Genomic DNA, 14,306 nt, shown 5'->3' on the forward strand with positions numbered 1-14,306 from the left:
GGGTAAAACCCGGATATGAGGTGGAAGATGACAGGCGGCCGCATTATCTTCTGCGCAACCCCGGAAGGATGCCCATGGCCACCCGTCTCTATGAGAACCCGATCTTCCTTGAACACAACACGCCGGAAGGCCACCCCGAACGGGCCGATCGGCTGCGTTCGCTCAACATCGCGCTCGAACACCCGAACTTCGCCCGCCTGGAGCGGATCAACGCTGTTCAGGCCAATGAGGATGCTGTGACACTCGCCCATCCGGAGGAGCATCTCTTCGCTGTCATGCGACAGATCCCCGAGGAGGAAGGCGAGATCAACCAGCTCGAAGCCGACACCTATGCCTCGCAAAAGAGCCTGCAGGTGGCGCTGACCGCCATCGGCGGGGCGATGTCAGCGGTCGATGACGTGATGACCGGCAAGGCCGACAACGCCTTCGTCGCCGGTCGCCCACCGGGCCACCATGCCGAAAAGTCGAAGGCCATGGGCTTCTGCCTGTTCAACACGGTCGCGATCGCCGCCCGCCATGTGCAGAAGACCTATGGCGTGGAGCGCGTCGCGATCGTCGATTGGGACGTTCACCACGGCAACGGCACCCAGGACATCTTCTGGGACGATCCGTCGGTTCTGTTCTGCTCGACACACCAGATGCCGCTCTATCCCTACAGTGGCGCCAAGGACGAGACGGGCAAGCATCGCAACATCGTCAATGCGCCGCTCTCGCCCAATGTCGGCTCCGATCATTTCCGCGAAGCCTTCAAGAGCCGCGTTCTGCCGGCGCTTAACGACTTTTCCCCCGACTTCATCCTGATCTCCGCCGGCTTCGACGCCCATCATCGCGATCCCCTGGCACAGATCAATCTGGTCGGCGAGGATTTCGACTGGGCGACGGGAAGGCTCCTGGAAGTCGCCGACCGTTTCGCCCATAACCGGGTCGTCAGCCTGCTCGAAGGCGGCTATGATCTCGAAGGCCTCGCCGAATCGGCGGGCCTGCACATCTTGAGACTGATGAAGGGTTGAGTATGTCCGACGCCGTAACCGCCGATCTCACCGGCTATTCCTTCGAAAAGGCCGTGGCCGAGCTCGAAAGCATCGTGGCGCGCCTGGAACGCGGCGACGTGGCGCTTGACGAATCCATCGCCATCTACGAGCGCGGCGAGCTCCTGAAAAAGCATTGTGAGCAGCTCTTGTCCGCGGCCGAAAACCGCATCGAAAAGATCCGTCTCGACCGCGCCGGCAAGCCGACCGCCGTCGAGCCGCTCGACGGCGCGTAAGCAGTCATCGGGAGGCGTCACCGGGCCGACGTATCGATTTGCAGACAAGAGGCGGCGGATGGTGCATCCGCCGCCTTTTGCATGGCCGCCAGCCTCTGAAGACAAACGATCCCCCAGAGATGAGAATGGCCCCTTGCGGGGCCATTCGTCGTTCGGTGTCTGGAAACCTCAGGCTTACTCGGCCGGGCTCTTGGCTTCCACGGCCTTCGAAGGACCGGTCTTCCACAGGGAATAGCCGACGCCCACGCCGAGGATGAGGAAGGTGATGCCGAGCGACCACTCCGGCGGAAACTTCTCCCAGCCCATGCCCCAGGCGATGAAGATCTTCGAGCCGATGAACATCAGCAGCACCGACAGGGCATACTTCAGATAGGCGAAGCGGTGCAGGATGGCATCCAGCGCGAAATAGAGGGCGCGCAGACCCAGGATCGCGAAGATGTTCGACGTGTAGACGATGTACGGATCGGTCGTGATCGTGAAGACGGCCGGTACGGAGTCGACGGCGAACACCAGGTCCGCGATCTCGATCATGACGAGCGCCAGCAGAAGCGGCGTGGCAAAACGCTTGATCTTGCCCGTCACCGGGTCCGGCTTTTTGACGATGAAGTTGTGGCCGTCGATCTCTTCCGTCACGTTCATCCGGCGCTTGAGGAAGCGGATCAGGGCATTGTCCTCGATCTTGTGCTCCTTGTCGGCGACGAACAGCATCTTGACGCCCGTCAGGATCAGGAAGCCGGCGAAGAAGTAGAGAACCCAATGATACTGGTCGACGATCGTCGCACCTAGCCCGATCATGATGCCGCGCAGCACGATGACCCCGAGAATGCCCCAGAACAGCACGCGGTGCTGATATTCGCGCGGGATCGCGAAGAAGCTAAAGATCAGCGCGATGACGAAGATATTGTCCATCGCCAGCGTCTTTTCGACCACAAAGGCGGTCAGATACTGCGCGGTCGCGGTCGTATCCATCTGCCAGTAGATGAAGCCGGAGAAGAGCACGCCCAGCGTGATGTACATGGCCGAAAGCTTCAAACTTTCGGCGATGCCGATTTCATGGTCCTTCTTGTTGAGGACGCCAAGGTCGAAGGCAAGAAGTGCTACGACCAGCAGGATGAACAGCAACCACATCCAGAGTGGCTTGCCGAGAAACAGAATGAGCAGGAGTTCCAATTGTATGACCTCTGTTGCATTGACCGGGCTCGATGCAATGCGCGCACGGTCTCGCTGAAGAGAGGTCCGGTCCGGGCATAGCATCGAGCGTGCTCGATGCGGTCCGACATCACGAGGGTAATCCGTCGTCAGAGGGGCCCGGTCCGCAGATGCTCAAATGGGGCCTGCCATCAGGAGTTCAAGAGCGCCGCCGAGAAAAAAACACAGGAATGCCACAATTGGAGCGGCGCCTGTTGAGCGTGGCGCTGAAGGGCAATCAGCCCTTCGCTCTGAGCGCTCCCGCCACCCTGTGAATATGCTCCGCCCCGATCCCGCAGCAGCCGCCGATCATGGTCGCACCCGCGTCTGCCCAGTCGCAGGCGAAACGGGAATAGACGTCGCCGGTCAGATCACCACGGGTATCATGCAGCCCCTCATTGGCGGCCTTGTCGTCGGTGTCGCTTTCGAAGGCATTGGCGTAGACGCCGATCTTGAGCGTCGAACCCTTTTCGGCAAACACCGCAGCCGCCGTCTCGACCGCGCGTCTCATCACTTCGGGCTTTGCACAGTTGAACAGCAGCGCCGAGGCACCCGAGCCCGCGGCCCATTCGGCAGCGGCCCGTACGGTTTCGCCCGAGCGCAGCTTCGGCTCGCCACCCGCGATCTGGGCGGCATCGTCGCCCAGCGTAAAGGAGATCCAGAACGGTTTCGGCTGCGCCTGGATAGCCTTGCGCACGGCCTCGCCCTCGGCAATCAGGCTGAGCGTTTCCCCGAGCCAGACATCCACATGAGGGGCAAGGTTCTCGACCAGCACCTTCAGGTAATCCTGCACCGTCGAGGGATCGAAATTCTCTGGTTCATAGGAGCCAAAGATCGGCGGCAGTGAGCCGGCGACCACGACCTTGCGGCAAGCGCCGTCGGCCGCCTCCCTTGCCAGTTGACCCGCCAATGCTATCAGCGCCGGACCGTCCTTGCGGAACCGCTCTTCGCCGATATGAAAAGGCACCAGCGCATAGGAATTGGTGGTGACGACATCGGCACCAGCGGCAATGAACTCCTCATGCACTTGGCGCACGATCTCGGGGCTGTTCATCAGCGCCAGCGCCGACCACTCCGGCTGCTTCAGCTCCGCGCCAAGCCGCAAGAGTTCGCGGCTCATGCCGCCGTCGAGGATCAGTGTGTCAGCCATGGAAAGGTCTCCGTCAGATACGGTCAAGGGGTGAGCGCCTGATCGAGATCGGCGATGATATCGACTGTGGTCTCGAGGCCGATCGACAGGCGGAAGAGCCCGTCGCCAGCATAGGCGCGGTAATCGGTGAGGGCCTCGCCGGTGAGGCGGAAGGTGGAGGTCATCATTTCCTCGGTATCGAGCAGCACCACGAGGCTGCGCTGGTGACCGAGCGAAAAGGCATAGTGGGCAACACGCAGTCGCGTCGCCAACCGCTCTGCGGCGGCTTTCGGCTCGCGCGTGCGAAACGCAATCATGCCGCCGAACACATCCATCTGGCGCTTGGCGAGGTCATGCTGCGGGTGGGAGGTTAGGCCCGGGTAGATCACACGCTCGACCTGCGGATGCCCTTCCAGGAAGGTGGCGACGACAAGGGCGCTATCCGACGCCATGCGCAGGCGTGGATAGAGCGTGTCGATGCCGCGCATGATCAGCCAGGCCGACTGGGCCGAGAGTGTCGCCCCGAGATAGACTCCGGCTCGACCCCTGATACGGGCGATCAGTTCCTTCCGCCCGATCACGGCCCCGCCCAGCACGTCGCCATGGCCGTTGATGAACTTGGTCAGCGAATGGATGACGAGATCGACGCCGAGCGCCAGCGGCCGCGTGGCAACCGGCGTGGCAAAGGTCGAATCGACCGAGATCAGCGCCCCATGCCTGTGGGCAATGGCCGCCAGCGCTTCGAGATCAACGATGCGCAGGATCGGATTGACGGGGCTCTCGCAATGCACGAGCCGGGTATTCGGGCGCATGGCAGCCTCGACGAGGTCTGGCCTTGCCATATTGACCGGTGTCACCTCGATGCCGAAATCCGGCAGCACCCTTTGGGTGAGTTCGACGGCGCCCGCATAACATACATCCGAGACGACGAGATGGTCGCCGGCCTTGAGAAAGGTGAACAGCGTCCCGGCGATCGCCGCCATGCCGGTTGCCGTCGCCAGCGCCTCCTCGGCGCCTTCGAGGGCTGCCAGCCGCTGTTCCAGCTGCCGCACGGTGGGGTTCGTCCAGCGGGCATAGAGATAGGGAAGATCGGCGAGATCCTCGACGCCATCGGCGGAAAAGGCACCATCGCCGGGCATCAGCGCATTGTTGACCGACATCGAGATATTGGGCGCAATCGCCCCGGTCGCCGGATCGATCACCAGGCCGCCATCGAGCGCCCGGGTTTCAGGACCGGCAGACGCGGGCAGGGGATGGGTCACGAAGGCTTTCGTCATGGCATTTTACTTTCGGGCCGCCTCAGCGGCGGATCGGCACCTGCGCCTCGACCACCCCGAAGGCGCGGGTGATGAGCGCAGTCAGCGCGACGTAGAAGAGGGTGACCACGAGCAGCGGCTCGTAGACGAGAAGCGTGTCCTGGCGGACCTTGAAGGCGACCGCATACAGATCCATCACGGTGACGGTGAAGGCGAGCGGCGTGGCTTTCAGCTGCAGCACGATCTCGCCGGCAATCGTCGGCAGCGCCGTGCGGATCGCCCGAGGCAACCAGATGCGCCGGATCAGCATCAAGGGGCTCATGCCGAGCGAGCGTCCTGCCTCGAGCTCCCCCTTCGGCACGGACAAGAGCGCACCGCGCAGCACTTCCGACTGATAGGCGGCAAAGTTGAGCGTGAAGGAGACGGCGGCGAAGAAGAAGCCTTCGCGCAGGATCGGCCAGAGAAAGCTCTGTCTCAGGCCCGGCACCATCGGCAGCAGCGAGCCGACGCCGTAATAAAGGAGCCAGAGCTGGATCAGCAATGGTGTCCCGCGAAACACCGTGGAATAGCCAAGCGCGAGATTGCGGATAACAGGCCCGCCGCTCACCCTTGCAAAGGCGAGCCCCACCGCCAGCACAAAGCCGAAGCCGACCGAGATAACCAGCAGCGAAACGGTCTGAACGGCGCCCTCGATCAGCAGCGGCCAGTATTTCGCGATCCATTCGAAATTCATCTCACGTCCCCTTCAATGCGCCGGCTTCTGGCCCCGGCGCACGCGGCGCTCGATGCCATGGAAGACGAGGTTGGAGAGAAGCGTGATGACCAGATAGAGGACAGCTGCCGCCAGGAAGAAGAGGAAATATTCCTTGGTATTGGCACCGGCGAGCCGCGTCGTCAGTGCCAGTTCCTGATAGCCGACCACGGCGACCAGCGCACTGTCCTTGGTGACCGACATCCAGAGATTGGCCATGCCGGGCAGGGCGTTGGGAAGCAGTGCCGGCAGCGTCACCCGGCGAAAGCGCAAGAGCGGCGACATGCCGAAGGCCCGCGCCGCCTCGAGCTGTCCCGTCGGGATCGCCAGGATCGCGCCGCGCAGCACCTCGGTCATATAGGCGCCCTGAACGAAGCCGAGCACGGCAACCGCCGCCACGAAACCATTCACCTCGACCGGCGGCAGGCCGAAGGCCATCAGCAGTCGGTTGAGGCCATCGGTCCCGGCATAATAGAGCCCGACGATCAGTATCAGTTCCGGCACCGCCCTGATGATAGAGGTATAGCCCTTGAGGATCAGTCCCACCGGGCGGTTGTCGGAAAGCTTGCCGAGCGCCCCGAACAGCCCGATGACGAGGCCGATCGAATAGGCGCAGGCCGAGATCGCGACGGTGGTGGCAGCACCGGTCAACAGCGCGCCGCCCCAGCCCGGAGGCTGAAGCGCCAGCAATTGCCATGCCGTCATTGACCCAGTCGCCATCTCGTCCGCAATCCCTGTCGATTACTGGCCGTAGACGTCGAAGGTGAAGTAAGCCTTCGTGATCTCGTCATACTTGCCGGAGGCGCGGACGGCGGCGATCGCCGCATTCAGCTTGGCCTTCAGTTCGGCATCTTCCTTGCGCAGGCCTCCGCCGATGCCGGTGCCGAGAACCGACGGATCAGCCGCCACGTCGCCCATGTCGGCGCAGCAATCCTTGCCGAAATCGGTCTTGAGGAAGTCGGCAAGCGGGATCGCGTCGCCAAAGACATAGTCGATGCGGCCGGCAGACAGATCCTGGAAGGCCTCGTCCAGCGTCTGATAGGTCTGCTCCTCGGCCTTGTCGGCAAAGTGCTTGGCATAATAGGCCGACTGCACGGTCGAGACCTGGATACCGATCGTCTTGCCGTCGACCGCCTCAGGCGTCGCACCCGGCGTCGCATCCTTCGGTCCGATCAGCTTGCTCGGCGTGTTGTAGTATTTGTCGGTGAAGTCGATGGTCTTCAACCGCTCCTCGGTGATCGACATCGACGACCAGATGACGTCGAACTTCTTCGTCTGCAGTGCCGGGATCAGGCCGTCCCAGGAGACGTCGACGACCGAGCAGGTCTCCTTCATTTCCGCGCAGACGGCGTTCATCAGATCGATTTCCCAGCCCTTCCAGGTGCCGGAGGCATCCTTGGCGAAGAAGGGCGGATAGGCCTCGTTCATGATGCCGAAGCGGACTTCGGCCTGGGCGGTGACGGCGGTTGCGGCAAAGGCGGCACCGGCGAGAAGAAGGGAGATCAGTTTCATCGTCATTTTCCCCGATTGGTTGGATGGTTCTGGATTAGTGTTCAAGCGATCCCGCGCCCACCAAGGCTGCGGGTGAATTCGCGGCAACGGGCGCTTTTCGGGTCGCCGAAGACCTGGTCCGGCGGTCCCTCTTCCTCGACACGTCCCTTGTCGAGGAACATCACATGGCTGGAGACCTCGCGGGCAAAGCTCATCTCGTGGGTGACGAGCAGCATGGTGCGGCCCTCTTCGGCGAGATCCCGGATCACCTTCAGCACTTCGCCGACAAGCTCCGGATCGAGTGCCGACGTCGGTTCGTCGAACAGCATCACGGCCGGATCGACGCACAGCGCGCGGGCAATCGCCGCCCGCTGCTGCTGGCCGCCGGAGAGAAAGGCCGGATAGGCATCGCGCTTGTCGTAGAGACCGACCTTGGCAAGCAGCGCTTGCGCCTTTTCGATCGCTTCGCCGCGCGGCATTTTCAGAACGTGAACGGGCGCCTCGATGACGTTTTCCAGCACAGTTCGATGAGCCCAGAGATTGAAGCTCTGGAACACCATGCCAAGCCCGGTGCGCAGCCGCTCCAACTGTTTTCGGTCGGCGGCCTCGAGGCTGCCCTTGCGAGACGGCTTTAGTTTCAGCTCTTCGCCTCCCACCACGATGCGGCCGCGGTCGGGCGCTTCCAAAAGGTTGATGCAGCGCAGGAAGGTACTCTTGCCGGAACCGGACGAACCGATGATCGAGATCACGTCCCCGCGTTGGGCCGTGGCAGAGATGCCCTTCAGAACCTCAATACCGGCGAAACTCTTGTGGATGTCGTGCACGTCGAGCGCGGCCGGGGCGGTTCCTGTCATCTTGATCCCAGGTAGTTTGACAATTGCGAGACCATAGGAGGCCAAAGCTGCGGATTTCGAGCGCATTTCAGCGGCGATGTGGGAAAATCCTGCGCGATGGCGTCGAATGATGCGGAAAGATGGCGCAGTTGAATGAAATGGGCTAAGGGGGCGAAAACGAGGTCGCGCAAGGAGGGGGAGCCATGCCGGACAAGCTCGATCAATTCGACCGCAGCATTCTCGAAGTGGTGCAGCGGGATTGCCAGTTGAAGGCGGAAGCCATCGCCGACAAGGTCGGTCTGTCGCCATCGGCCGTGCAGCGTAGGCTTCGCCGTCTCCGCGACGAAGGCATCATCACTGCCGAGATCGCCGTGGTGAACCGCAAGGCGACGAGCTTCCCGATGACCTTCATCACCGGCATGGAAATCGAACGCGACAATTACGATGCGCTCACCCGCTTCCGCGCCTGGGCCGACAAGCAGGAGCACGTCCAGCAGGTCTACTACGTCACAGGCCAGGTCGATCTCGTCGCCATCATCACCGCCCGCGACGTCGAGCATTACGACGATATCAGCGCGCAATTGATGGCGGAAAACCCGCAGATCCGCCGGATGCACACCAATGTCGTGCTGCGTGACGTCAAGGTCGGCCTGCATATTCCAGTCCGGGAATGAGCGCAGATTTCGGTATCCGCCGGGATATCCCTGAACTTCGGTAGATACGAGGTTGACGCTCCTCTCTCGCCTGCCCATGATGTCGCAATTGCTTACATTGTTTGGGAGGACAATCATGCATTTTTCGAGACTTAGCACCTTGGTCGCAGCCGCCCTGGCCGCGTCTGTCGCATTTGGCACATCCGGCGCGCGCGCCGAGCAATTCGTCAACGTACTGACCGGTGGAACCTCGGGCGTCTACTATCCACTGGGCGTCGCCCTGTCGAAGATCTACGGCGAGAAGATCCCGGATGTCCGCACCCAGGTGCAGGCCACCAAGGCTTCGGTCGAAAACCTCAATCTGTTGCAGCAGGGCAAGGGCGAGATCGGCTTCTCGCTCGGCGATAGCGTCAAGCTGGCAGCGGAAGGCAATGCGGATGCAGGCTTCAAGGCACCGCTCGACAAACTGCGCGGCATTGCTGCCATCTATCCGAACTTCATTCAGATCGTCGCGACGAAGGATTCGGGCATCACCTCGCTTGCCGATCTCAAGGGCAAGAGCCTGTCCGTCGGTGCACCGAAGTCCGGCACGGAACTCAACGCCCGCGCCATCCTCGGTGCGGCCAGCATGAGCTACGAAGATCTTGGCAAGACGGAATATCTGCCCTTTGCGGAGTCTGTCGAACTGATCAAGAATCGCCAGCTTGATGCGACCCTCCAGTCCGCCGGCCTCGGCGTGGCCTCGCTCAAGGACTTGTCCACCTCGCTGCCGGTCTCTCTGGTTGCCGTTCCGGCCGATGTCGCCAATTCGCTCGGTGCACCCTATATCGCCGCCACCATCCCGGCCGGTACCTATGAGGGCCAGACGGAGGACGTGCCGACGGTCGCCGTCGTCAACTTCCTTGTGACCCATTCCGAGGTGTCCGACGATCTCGCCTACGAGATGACCAAGCAGCTGTTCGAGAACCTGCCGGAGATGCAGGCCGCGCATAACGCCGCCAAGGACATCAAGCTGGAAGATGCCACCAAGGGCATGCCGATCCCGCTGCATCCGGGTGCTGAGCGCTACTACAAGGAAAAGGGAATGCTGTGAGCCCCTCGGGCTTCTGAAAACCTCTGAGGGACCGGGCGGCCGATATGCCGTCCGGTCCTTTGCCCCTTGGCTTACCCTTCGGACGGATACCCATGAGCGCTACGACTGCGGACCAGACCCTGTCGCATGAACCGAACACCCATGAGCAGCTTTTTCCGGCGACCGCCGAGGGCAAGCTGCTCTACGGCATCGCCGTTGCCTTCTCGCTCTTTCAGATCGCGACCGCGGCTCATCTGATCGACCTGCCGAGCCAGCTCGTCCGCTCTACCCATGTCGCCTTTCTTCTGCTTCTCGGCTTCCCGCTGGTAGCCGCCAATCTGCGCAAGGGCGCGCTCTACACCGCAGGCGCCTGGGCGCTCGCGACGATCGGCGTCGCCGTCGCCGTCTACCAGTTTGTCGAATATGAGCCGCTGATCCTGCGCGCTGGTGATCTCATCACCATGGATCTCTATTTCGGGGTCCTTGCCATCGCCACCGTCTTCATCGGTGCCTGGGTGATCATGGGTCCGGCGCTGCCGATCATTTCGGGCCTATTCCTCGCCTACTGCCTGTTTGGCGAATATCTGCCGTCGCCGCTCAATCACCGCGGCTACGATTTTTCCCAGGTCATCGACCATATGGCCTATGGCACCGAGGGCATCTATGGCGTGCCGACCTATGTGTCGTCGTCCTATATTTTCCTCTTCATCCTGTTCGGCTCCTTCCTGGAGCGGGCCGGGATGATCAAGCTGTTCACCGATGTGTCCCTCGGCCTCGTCGGTCACAAGCGCGGCGGGCCCGCCAAGGTCTCGGTCATCTCTTCCGGCCTGATGGGCACCATCTCCGGCTCGGGCGTCGCCAATGTCGTCACCACTGGCCAGTTCACGATCCCCCTGATGAAGCGCTTCGGCTACCGCCCTGCCTTTGCCGGCGGCGTCGAGGCGACATCGTCCATGGGCGGACAGATCATGCCGCCGGTCATGGGCGCCGTTGCCTTCATCATGGCTGAGACGCTGGGTGTGGAATATGCCGAGATCGTCAAGGCAGCGCTTATCCCGGCCATCCTTTACTTCGCTTCGGTCTTCTGGATGGTGCATCTCGAGGCCGGCAAGCGCGGCCTCAGCGGTCTGGATCCGAAGGATTTGCCCTCACCACTCGCCGCCATCCGCCAGCACTGGTATTTGCTGCTGCCGCTCGCAGCCCTCGTCTGGCTCCTCTTCTCCGGCTACACGCCACTTTTCGCCGGCACCGCAGGCCTCGCGCTCACCATGCTGCTCATCCTCGGCAGCTCGATTGCCATCGGCATGTCGAACACGGCCGTGCGCACCATCTTCTGGATCGGCATCGGCCTCGCCGGTGCCTCCTTCTTCCAGTATGGCTTCCGCGCAGTTCTGATCGCCATCCTGGTGCTGATTGCTTGGAATTTCCTGGTCAAGGGGGGCCGGCAAGCCCTGAAACTCAGCGTTGACAGCCTGGCGGATGGTGCCAAGACGGCGCTGCCCGTCGGCGTCGCCTGTGCTGTGGTCGGCATCATCGTCGGCACCATGACGCTCACGGGCGCTGCCAACACCTTCGGCCAGTTCGTCGTCGCGGTCGGACAGCACAGCCTCTTCCTGTCGCTGGTCCTCACCATGCTCACCTGCATCCTACTCGGCATGGGCATCCCGACCATCCCGAATTACATCATCACTTCCTCGATCGCCGGCCCCGCACTGCTCGAACTCGGCGTGCCGCTGATCGTCAGCCACATGTTCGTCTTCTACTTCGGCATCCTCGCCGACCTGACCCCGCCGGTGGCACTCGCCTGCTTCGCGGCGGCCCCCATTGCCCGGGAATCGGGCCTGCGCATCTCCTTCGAAGCAGTGAAGGTGGCAGCCGCCGGCTTCGTCATTCCCTTCATGGCCGTCTACACGCCGGCCCTGATGCTGCAGGATGGCGGTCCGCTGGCCGAGGCCATCGGTTATCCGCTTGCCGTCCTCTACATCGTCATCAAGGCCAGCCTGTCGATCGGTCTCTGGGGTATCGCCGTGATCGGCTATCTCAACCGGCCGCTGCCGATCTTGCACCGTCTGGTCGCTGCTGCCGCCGCGTTCTTCCTGGTTGCGGCCCTGCCCATCACCGACGAGATCGGTGGAGCGCTCGTTCTGCTCTTTGCCCTCATGGCCTGGAAGTTCCCGGGCAAGGCGCCCGCACCAGTCGGAACGGCTCCGCCCCGGACCGAGACGCCATGAGCCTTTGCGTCGCGCTTGCTGCAACAGTTCTGACAATTCCGACCACGACTTTTTCGCTCTCCTGGGAGCATTCGGTCGAGAAGGTCGAGTGGCGTGAAGAGTGGGCGGTGACGTCTTCCGGGCTGCAGCTGAGGCAGGCCAGCGTCAAGGGATCCGGCGCCGGCATGGAGCCGGGCGAGGGGGCGGCGCTTGAAGATGGCTGGTGGCGCTGGACGCCGACGCTGGCACCACTTTCCGAGATACGCCTCGCCGCCTCTGGAGAAACACCGGGCGGTTGGCAACTCTGCCACGAAACTGGGTGCCTGATATTGGGCAGACAGGCCGGCGAGGACAGCGTGATATCCCCCTGCACGCCGGCTTCCGTCCCCTGATGAGGGTTGCGTCAGAATGAGGTTTGCAAGGGGGCTGGCATCGGAAGCTCAGGCGCTCAGCCGTCCCACAGCGTCGACAAGTTTGGCCGCTTCGAAAGGCTTGACGATCCAGCCTGTGGCGCCGGCTTTACGGGCGCGTTCGCGCTTCTGAGGATCGTTTTCCGTCGTGAGCACAAGGATGGGGATGGCTCTGTAGCGATCGCTGCGGCGAATTCGCTCGATGAACCCGAACCCGTCAAGCCTTGGCATGTTGATGTCGGTGATGATGAGGTCAGGGGCGCTGCCTTCCAGCACTTCCAGACCCTGGATGCCATCTTCCGCCTGCAGCGTCTCATAGCCTGCGTTTTCAAGCGTCTGGGTGACCATGGACAAGATGGTTTTCGAATCATCAACCGCTAGAATTTTCTTCACCAAGATTACCTCGCTTCCTTCGTCTGTCGGGCGAGCCATACCGGACGGATCAATCGGCTACGATGAAAATCATTAGATATAACTGATGAAGAATTAATGCATGAAAGCCTGCTCCTGGTCTGATCTCGACGTTGCAGATTTGCTTCATGCTCATCTCCTTGCCTTGCAAGAATGGCCGATGATGCGGGCGAGTTGCCGGTAGCTCACCGGGTCGGATTCCTCTATCTATTGCAGCGCAATAAAGAGGGGCCCCCATGTCTGTCCTCATCATCCTGCTTGCCCTGACGCTGCTCATTGCCGGGGCTTGGGCTGGCGCATCCGTCCTGGCACTTGCGCCGCTGCTTGCCGTGGTCGCCGCCTTTCTGTCCGGAGATCCGGCGCTGGCCAGCTATACCCAGGTCTTCATGAAGGGAGCGGGAGGGTTCGTCATCTCCTTCTTCCCGCTCTTTTTGCTAGGGGCCATGTTCGGGCGGGTGATGGAGATGTCCGGGGCAGCAGACACACTGGCAAGGGCGATTGCGGACCTGGTGGGCCGCAAGAACGCGATACCTGCCGTGGTGCTTGCCTGCGCTGTTTTGACCTATGGTGGCGTCTCGCTGTTCGTCGTGGCGTTCACTGCCTGGCCTTTGGCGCGTGCCCTCTTCATTCAGACCGGCCTTCCAGCCCGGCTGATCCCGGCGACCATTGCGCTCGGTGCCTTCACCTTCACCATGACGGCACTTCCCGGAACGCCGTCGATCCAGAACGCCATTCCGATGGCGACATTTGCCACGACGCCTTTTGCGGCCCCGGGTCTCGGCCTGATTGCTGGCGGCATCATGCTTGGTCTTGGACTTCTCTGGCTTCGGACAAGAACCGCACGTCTGGCCGGAGAGCCGCCACCTGTTCGAAACGGTGCCTCGTCGGAGACGGTTGCGCTGCCCCTGTGGCGGGCGGCCCTGCCGATTGCATCGGTGGCGCCCATGACGCTGCTGATGGATCAGTTCATCCTGCCGGGTCTCGATACCAGCTATCTGGCAGACCCGGTTTATGGTGCAACGGAGCTGGCCAGGGTCAAGGGGCTCTGGTCCGTCATTGCGGCCCTGACCTTCGGTCTGATGCTCGCCCTTGTCGTCAGCCCACCACCGAAGATCCTCGAAACGACTGGGGCGGGCGCAGAAAGCTCGCTCCTTCCACTGTTCAATACGGCAAGCCTCGTTGGCTTCGGCGCCGTGATTGCCATCCTCCCGGGCTTCGAAGTCTTGCGGTCGGCGATCGACGGCCTGTCCGGCGGCAATGTCGTGATATCGGCAGCACTGTCCTCGGGGCTTCTCTCCGGGATTACGGGCTCGGCCTCTGGCGGAATGTCGATCGCGCTGGACGTACTGGGTCCGACGCTCGTTGCGCAGGCGGTAAGCCAGAACGTGGATCCCGCTCTCCTGCACAGGGTGATTGCCGTTGCGACGGGAGGGCTCGATACCTTGCCGCACAACGGCGCCGTCATTACCCTGCTCGGGATCTGTGGCATGACCCACCGTCAGGCTTACGGCGACATCTTCGTCGTCGCTGTCCTGGTGCCTCTGGTCGCCTGTGCGGCGATCGTCGCATTGGGCATCAGCTTCGGAAGCTTCTGATCTTCGATGGCTATCCGATTCAGAGGCAGATCACGTCTCGTTC

Annotated in this window: 15 protein-coding genes; 7 read left to right on the forward strand and 8 right to left on the reverse strand. The window is 62.2% G+C overall.

Annotated features, from left to right (window positions below; all coding sequences use genetic code 11):
* Positions 1-74 precede the first annotated feature (74 nt).
* Both IP85_RS06770 and IP85_RS06775 read left to right on the forward strand, forming a co-directional pair.
* A complete protein-coding gene (locus IP85_RS06770; RefSeq protein ID WP_054148902.1) occupies positions 75-1,010 on the forward strand; it encodes a histone deacetylase family protein in 936 nt (311 codons plus the stop codon).
* 2 nt (positions 1,011-1,012) lie between these two features.
* On the forward strand, positions 1,013-1,264 hold the full coding sequence (locus IP85_RS06775) for an exodeoxyribonuclease VII small subunit (protein WP_054148903.1): 252 nt from the start codon (positions 1,013-1,015) through the stop codon (positions 1,262-1,264).
* A gap of 174 nt (positions 1,265-1,438) precedes the next feature.
* Here IP85_RS06775 and IP85_RS06780 read toward each other — a convergent pair whose 3' ends face one another.
* The 7 genes from IP85_RS06780 to IP85_RS06810 form a co-directional block, all read right to left on the reverse strand.
* Positions 1,439-2,434, reverse strand: coding sequence for a TerC family protein (locus tag IP85_RS06780; protein ID WP_054148904.1), 996 nt, complete (start codon positions 2,432-2,434; stop codon positions 1,439-1,441).
* A 256-nt stretch (positions 2,435-2,690) separates the two neighbouring features.
* Positions 2,691-3,602, reverse strand: a complete 912-nt coding sequence (locus tag IP85_RS06785) for a homocysteine S-methyltransferase family protein (protein ID WP_054148905.1) — start codon at positions 3,600-3,602, stop codon at positions 2,691-2,693.
* 23 nt (positions 3,603-3,625) lie between these two features.
* Positions 3,626-4,858, reverse strand: coding sequence for an aminotransferase class I/II-fold pyridoxal phosphate-dependent enzyme (locus IP85_RS06790; RefSeq protein WP_054148906.1), 1,233 nt, complete (start codon positions 4,856-4,858; stop codon positions 3,626-3,628).
* Between the two features lie 22 nt (positions 4,859-4,880).
* Positions 4,881-5,570, reverse strand: a complete 690-nt coding sequence (locus IP85_RS06795) for an ABC transporter permease (RefSeq protein ID WP_054148907.1) — start codon at positions 5,568-5,570, stop codon at positions 4,881-4,883.
* Positions 5,571-5,582: 12 nt separating this feature from the next.
* Positions 5,583-6,308: an ABC transporter permease gene (locus IP85_RS06800; RefSeq protein WP_054148908.1), complete on the reverse strand. Its 726-nt coding sequence runs from the start codon at positions 6,306-6,308 to the stop codon at positions 5,583-5,585.
* A 21-nt stretch (positions 6,309-6,329) separates the two neighbouring features.
* Positions 6,330-7,100: a transporter substrate-binding domain-containing protein gene (locus tag IP85_RS06805; RefSeq protein ID WP_054148909.1), complete on the reverse strand. Its 771-nt coding sequence runs from the start codon at positions 7,098-7,100 to the stop codon at positions 6,330-6,332.
* Between the two features lie 41 nt (positions 7,101-7,141).
* Positions 7,142-7,933 carry an ATP-binding cassette domain-containing protein gene (locus IP85_RS06810; RefSeq protein WP_054148987.1) on the reverse strand — a complete coding sequence of 264 codons (792 nt, stop codon included), beginning with the start codon at positions 7,931-7,933 and terminating at the stop codon, positions 7,142-7,144.
* Positions 7,934-8,115: 182 nt separating this feature from the next.
* Between IP85_RS06810 and IP85_RS06815 the strand changes: the two genes are divergently transcribed.
* From IP85_RS06815 to IP85_RS06830, 4 genes are all read left to right on the forward strand, one after another.
* Complete coding sequence (locus IP85_RS06815; protein WP_054148910.1) at positions 8,116-8,586, forward strand: Lrp/AsnC family transcriptional regulator; 471 nt, start codon at positions 8,116-8,118, stop codon at positions 8,584-8,586.
* 115 nt (positions 8,587-8,701) lie between these two features.
* Positions 8,702-9,658: a TAXI family TRAP transporter solute-binding subunit gene (locus IP85_RS06820; RefSeq protein ID WP_054148911.1), complete on the forward strand. Its 957-nt coding sequence runs from the start codon at positions 8,702-8,704 to the stop codon at positions 9,656-9,658.
* 92 nt (positions 9,659-9,750) lie between these two features.
* Positions 9,751-11,868, forward strand: coding sequence for a TRAP transporter permease (locus IP85_RS06825; protein WP_054148912.1), 2,118 nt, complete (start codon positions 9,751-9,753; stop codon positions 11,866-11,868).
* A complete protein-coding gene (locus tag IP85_RS06830) occupies positions 11,865-12,239 on the forward strand; it encodes a DUF1850 domain-containing protein (RefSeq protein WP_054148913.1) in 375 nt (124 codons plus the stop codon). Before IP85_RS06825 ends, IP85_RS06830 begins: the two co-directional genes overlap by 4 nt.
* 48 nt (positions 12,240-12,287) lie before the next feature.
* On the opposite strand, the gene IP85_RS06835 is transcribed toward IP85_RS06830, so the two are convergent.
* Complete coding sequence (locus IP85_RS06835) at positions 12,288-12,653, reverse strand: response regulator (protein ID WP_054148914.1); 366 nt, start codon at positions 12,651-12,653, stop codon at positions 12,288-12,290.
* A 251-nt stretch (positions 12,654-12,904) separates the two neighbouring features.
* On the opposite strand from IP85_RS06835, the gene IP85_RS06840 reads away from it, so the two are divergent.
* Positions 12,905-14,263 carry a GntP family permease gene (locus tag IP85_RS06840; protein WP_054148915.1) on the forward strand — a complete coding sequence of 453 codons (1,359 nt, stop codon included), beginning with the start codon at positions 12,905-12,907 and terminating at the stop codon, positions 14,261-14,263.
* Positions 14,264-14,306 lie beyond the last annotated feature (43 nt).

The organism is Rhizobium sp. AAP116, from assembly GCF_001295785.1.
GTDB lineage: Bacteria > Pseudomonadota > Alphaproteobacteria > Rhizobiales > Rhizobiaceae > Allorhizobium.